Below are 5,242 nucleotides of genomic sequence, written 5' to 3'. Positions count from 1 at the left end.
GGTAAAAGAAAAAATTCAACTGAATTTGTAAATCTTAAAATTTATTTTCACCTTATTATTCATATCGTTAGCAAGGGATTGTTGAAAAACCACGCGTTCTTCAGGCCTATTAGCCAGGTGAGATATGATCTACATCAAATTCTCATCTATAATGCTTTGTTAGTATCTCGTCGCCGATTAAATAAAAAGAGAGAGTTAGTGTGAAAGCTGACAACCCTTTTGATCTACTCCTTCCTGCCGCTATGGCCAAAGTTGCCGAAGAAGCAGGTGTCTATAAAGCAACCAAGCATCCGCTGAAAACCTTTTATCTGGCGATTACTGCGGGCGTCTTTATCTCGATTGCTTTTGTTTTTTACATTACCGCAACCACAGGTACAGCGGGCATGCCGTTCGGCATTGCTAAGCTGATTGGCGGTATCTGTTTCTCGCTTGGCTTAATTCTTTGCGTAATTTGTGGCGCTGACCTCTTTACATCGACCGTCCTCATCGTTGTGGCGAAAGCCAGCGGCCGAATCACCTGGGGTCAACTGGCAAAAAACTGGCTTAACGTCTATGTTGGTAACCTGATCGGCGCGCTGCTGTTCGTGTTGCTGATGTGGTTGTCCGGTGAATACATGACAGCCAACGGCGGATGGGGGCTAAACGTCCTGCAAACCGCTGACCACAAAATGCACCATACATTTATCGAAGCCGTCGCTCTCGGCATCCTGGCGAACCTGATGGTCTGCCTGGCAGTCTGGATGAGCTACTCTGGCCGCAGCCTGATGGATAAAGCCATGATTATGGTTTTACCGGTTGCCATGTTCGTCGCCAGCGGTTTTGAGCACAGTATCGCAAACATGTTTATGATCCCGATGGGTATCGTAATACGCAACTTTGCTAGCCCGGAATTCTGGACCGCTATCGGTTCGACTCCGGACAGTTTCTCTCACCTGACCGTGATGCACTTCATCACCGATAACCTGATTCCGGTAACCATCGGGAACATCATCGGCGGCGGTTTGCTGGTTGGGTTGACATACTGGGTCATTTACCTGCGTGGCGGCGACCGTCATTAATTGATGGTTGCTCCAGGCAGTAAATAAAAAGTCCACTTAAGATAGGTAGGTGTTACATGTCCGAACTTAATGAAAAGTTAGCCACAGCCTGGGAAGGTTTTGCGAAAGGTGACTGGCAGAATGAAGTAAACGTACGTGACTTCATCCAGAAAAACTACACTCCGTATGAGGGTGACGAGTCCTTCCTGGCTGGCGCAACTGACGCGACCACAGCACTGTGGGACAACGTTATGGAAGGCGTTAAACTGGAAAACCGCACTCACGCGCCAGTTGACTTTGACACCGCCGTAGCTTCCACCATCACTTCCCACGACGCTGGTTACATCAACAAAGCGCTGGAAAAAATTGTTGGTCTGCAGACTGAAGCTCCGCTGAAGCGTGCGCTTATCCCGTTCGGCGGCATCAAAATGATCGAAGGTTCCTGCAAAGCGTACAACCGCGAGCTGGACCCGACCATCAAAAAAATCTTCACCGAATACCGTAAAACCCACAACCAGGGCGTGTTCGACGTTTATACTCCGGACATCCTGCGCTGCCGTAAATCCGGTGTTCTGACCGGTCTGCCAGACGCATACGGCCGTGGCCGTATCATCGGTGACTATCGTCGTATCGCCGTTTACGGTATCGACTACCTGATGAAAGACAAATTCGCTCAGTTCTCCTCTCTCCAGTCTGATCTGGAAAACGGTGTGAACCTGGAAGCGACTATTCGTCTGCGTGAAGAAATCTCTGAACAGCACCGTGCGCTGGGTCAGATCAAAGAGATGGCTGCTAAATACGGCTACGACATCTCTGGTCCGGCTACCAACGCTCAGGAAGCTATCCAGTGGACTTACTTCGGCTACCTGGCCGCGGTTAAATCCCAGAACGGCGCTGCAATGTCCTTCGGTCGTACTTCCAGCTTCCTGGATATCTACATCGAACGTGACCTGAAAGCAGGCAAAATCACTGAACAAGAAGCTCAGGAAATGATTGACCACCTGGTCATGAAACTGCGTATGGTTCGCTTCCTGCGTACCCCTGAGTATGATGAACTGTTCTCCGGCGACCCGATTTGGGCAACTGAATCCGTCGGTGGTATGGGCGTTGACGGCCGTACCCTGGTCACCAAAAACAGCTTCCGTTTCCTGAACACCCTGTACACCATGGGTCCGTCTCCGGAACCGAACATCACCATCCTGTGGTCTGAAAAACTGCCGCTGGCGTTCAAAAAATTCGCCGCGAAAGTGTCCATCGATACCTCTTCTCTGCAGTACGAGAACGATGACCTGATGCGTCCGGACTTCAACAACGATGACTACGCTATCGCTTGCTGCGTAAGCCCGATGATCGTTGGTAAACAAATGCAGTTCTTCGGTGCGCGTGCAAACCTGGCGAAAACCATGCTGTACGCAATCAACGGCGGCGTTGATGAAAAACTGAAAATGCAGGTTGGCCCGAAATCTGAACCGATGAAAGGCGAATACCTGAACTACGATGAAGTTATCGACCGTATGGATCACTTCATGGATTGGCTGGCTAAACAGTACGTCACCGCGCTGAACGTCATCCACTACATGCACGACAAGTACAGCTACGAAGCTTCTCTGATGGCGCTGCACGACCGTGACGTTATCCGCACCATGGCTTGCGGTATCGCGGGTCTGTCCGTAGCGGCTGACTCCCTGTCTGCTATCAAATATGCGAAAGTTAAACCGATTCGTGACGAAGACGGTCTGGCTATCGACTTCGAAATCGAAGGCGAATACCCGCAGTTTGGTAACAACGACCCGCGCGTCGATGACATGGCGGTTGACCTGGTAGAACGTTTCATGAAGAAAATTCAGAAACTGACTACTTACCGTAACGCTATCCCGACTCAGTCTGTTCTGACCATCACCTCTAACGTGGTTTATGGTAAGAAAACCGGTAACACCCCAGACGGTCGTCGCGCTGGCGCGCCGTTCGGTCCAGGTGCTAACCCGATGCACGGCCGTGACCAGAAAGGTGCTGTTGCCTCTCTGACCTCCGTTGCTAAACTGCCGTTTGCTTACGCTAAAGATGGTATCTCTTACACCTTCTCTATCGTTCCGAACGCACTGGGTAAAGACGACGACGTTCGTAAAACCAACCTGGCAGGCCTGATGGATGGTTACTTCCACCACGAAGCGTCTATCGAAGGCGGTCAGCACCTGAACGTTAACGTTATGAACCGCGAAATGCTGCTCGACGCGATGGAAAACCCGGAAAAATATCCGCAGCTGACCATCCGCGTATCTGGCTACGCAGTACGTTTTAACTCCCTGACTAAAGAACAGCAGCAGGACGTTATCACCCGTACCTTCACTCAGTCCATGTAATGGATTTGACTGAAATCGCGATTTAAAAAGCGTACAATAAAGGCTCCACGTCAGTGGGGCCTTTCTTATAAGTGCTCTACGCTCTCCGAGCCTATTTTGCCTGCTAACTTCTATAATCAGGTTAACAAGCAAAATAAACTCAAGACGGCCTGAAATCATGATCGTCACCCTGCCGGACGCAGGGAAGAACTGGAGATAACACTGCAATGTCTGTAACTGGTCGCATTCACTCCTTTGAATCCTGTGGCACCGTTGATGGCCCGGGCATCCGCTTTATTACCTTCTTCCAGGGCTGCCTGATGCGCTGCCTGTACTGCCATAACCGTGATACATGGGACACGCACGGTGGCAAAGAGATCACCGTTGAAGAACTGATGAAAGAAGTGGTCACCTATCGCCACTTTATGAACGCGTCTGGCGGCGGCGTTACCGCGTCCGGCGGCGAGGCCATTCTGCAAGCCGAGTTCGTGCGCGACTGGTTCCGCGCCTGTAAGCAGGAAGGCATTCACACCTGTCTCGACACCAACGGTTTTGTGCGCCGCTACGATCCAGTGATTGATGAACTGCTGGAAGTGACCGATCTGGTGATGCTCGACCTTAAACAGATGAACGACGACATTCACCAGAACCTGGTTGGCGTTTCTAACCACCGTACGCTGGAGTTCGCACAATACCTGTCAAAGAAAGACATCAATGTCTGGATCCGCTACGTGGTAGTGCCAGGCTGGTCCGATGATGACGATTCCGCGCATCGCCTGGGTGAATTTACCCGCGATATGGGCAACGTTGAGAAAATCGAACTGCTGCCGTACCACGAGCTGGGTAAACACAAATGGGTGGCGATGGGCGAAGAGTACAAGCTCGACGGCGTGAAGCCGCCGAAGAAAGAGACCATGGAGCGCGTGAAAGGCATTCTTGAGCAGTATGGTCACAAAGTGATGTACTAAATACCAATAGCTTGCCCGGCGGCGCAAACGTCGCCGGGATATCTTCCCTACGACATAAAATATTCCGACAGCTTGTTGGTTACGCTCTCAATCGAGAAAATACGCTTCTGATGCGCTTTCCGGCACTGGCTATAGCGTTCATCCTGCCCCTCCAGCGCACTTAAAATACGATCGGCGACCATCATAGCGCCCGCAATTTCGGCAAAGCCAGATTCCCCCTCGCCTTGCAGGGCGACGGCAGCCTGCAGGTTCCAGTCCGACAGTCGATTTAACGGCGCGAACGATCCCCGCGTCAGCGAGGCAATTTTAATCCCCTGTTCCTTTGCCAACGCCAGCGCCTGCATCATATCAGTCGATGTCTGCTCGGTATGGACAACGATAATTCCCGTCTTCTCGCAGTCGGCCAGCGGCGAGATGGCCGAAGGATAGGAGCGATCGATAAAGTTGGCGCTCTTCCCCATTTGCACCAGCTTCATCTGTAAAAACTGGGCGACCGGTACGGCACTCCCCACCGCATAAATGGCAATATATGTGAGTTGATTCAGCCACGCCGCAACCGACTGCAATTCAATGCTATCAACGATAGCGTTGCTGTCACGGATACTGGCCATCACTGCGGAAGTTTCATCATCTGGCTCACCTTCTGAACGCGCCGCGCCGCGCTCCAGCGCCAATGCCGTTCTGAAGTCTGAGAACCCTTTAAAGCCAAAAGCCCGACAAAATCGCGTAATGCTGCCTTCGCTGGTATCAATCGAATCAGCAAGCTCAGAAATCGTGTGTCTCATCACGAAATCAGGATTTTCCGTGATAAAACGCCCTACTTTTTCCAGAATGGGACTTAACCCTGAAGCCTCATTTCTTATGTTTATCAATAAGTTGTTATCTATCTGGCTCATTT

4 protein-coding genes are annotated in these 5,242 nt (G+C 51.0%); 3 read left to right on the top strand and 1 reads right to left on the bottom strand.

All coding sequences use genetic code 11. From position 1 onward, the window contains the following. Nucleotides 1–200: 200 nt before the first annotated feature. From focA to pflA, 3 genes are all read left to right on the top strand, one after another. On the top strand, nucleotides 201–1,058 hold the full coding sequence (gene focA / locus NNN71_RS23440) for a formate transporter FocA (RefSeq protein ID WP_064548778.1): 858 nt from the start codon (nucleotides 201–203) through the stop codon (nucleotides 1,056–1,058). A gap of 56 nt (nucleotides 1,059–1,114) precedes the next feature. Beyond that, nucleotides 1,115–3,397, top strand: a complete 2,283-nt coding sequence (gene pflB / locus NNN71_RS23435; RefSeq protein WP_163447728.1) for a formate C-acetyltransferase — start codon at nucleotides 1,115–1,117, stop codon at nucleotides 3,395–3,397. Nucleotides 3,398–3,603: 206 nt separating this feature from the next. Beyond that, nucleotides 3,604–4,344, top strand: a complete 741-nt coding sequence (gene pflA, locus NNN71_RS23430) for a pyruvate formate lyase 1-activating protein (RefSeq protein WP_064548773.1) — start codon at nucleotides 3,604–3,606, stop codon at nucleotides 4,342–4,344. A gap of 47 nt (nucleotides 4,345–4,391) precedes the next feature. Here pflA and NNN71_RS23425 read toward each other — a convergent pair whose 3' ends face one another. Then, complete coding sequence (locus NNN71_RS23425) at nucleotides 4,392–5,240, bottom strand: MurR/RpiR family transcriptional regulator (RefSeq protein ID WP_163447729.1); 849 nt, start codon at nucleotides 5,238–5,240, stop codon at nucleotides 4,392–4,394. Nucleotides 5,241–5,242 lie beyond the last annotated feature (2 nt).

The sequence above is a fragment of the Kluyvera sp. Awk 3 genome (genome assembly GCF_028069715.1).
Taxonomy (GTDB): Bacteria; Pseudomonadota; Gammaproteobacteria; order Enterobacterales; family Enterobacteriaceae; genus Kluyvera; species Kluyvera georgiana_A.
The sequence above is the reverse complement of the archived record's forward strand: the minus strand, read 5'-3'. Positions and strand labels throughout refer to the sequence as shown.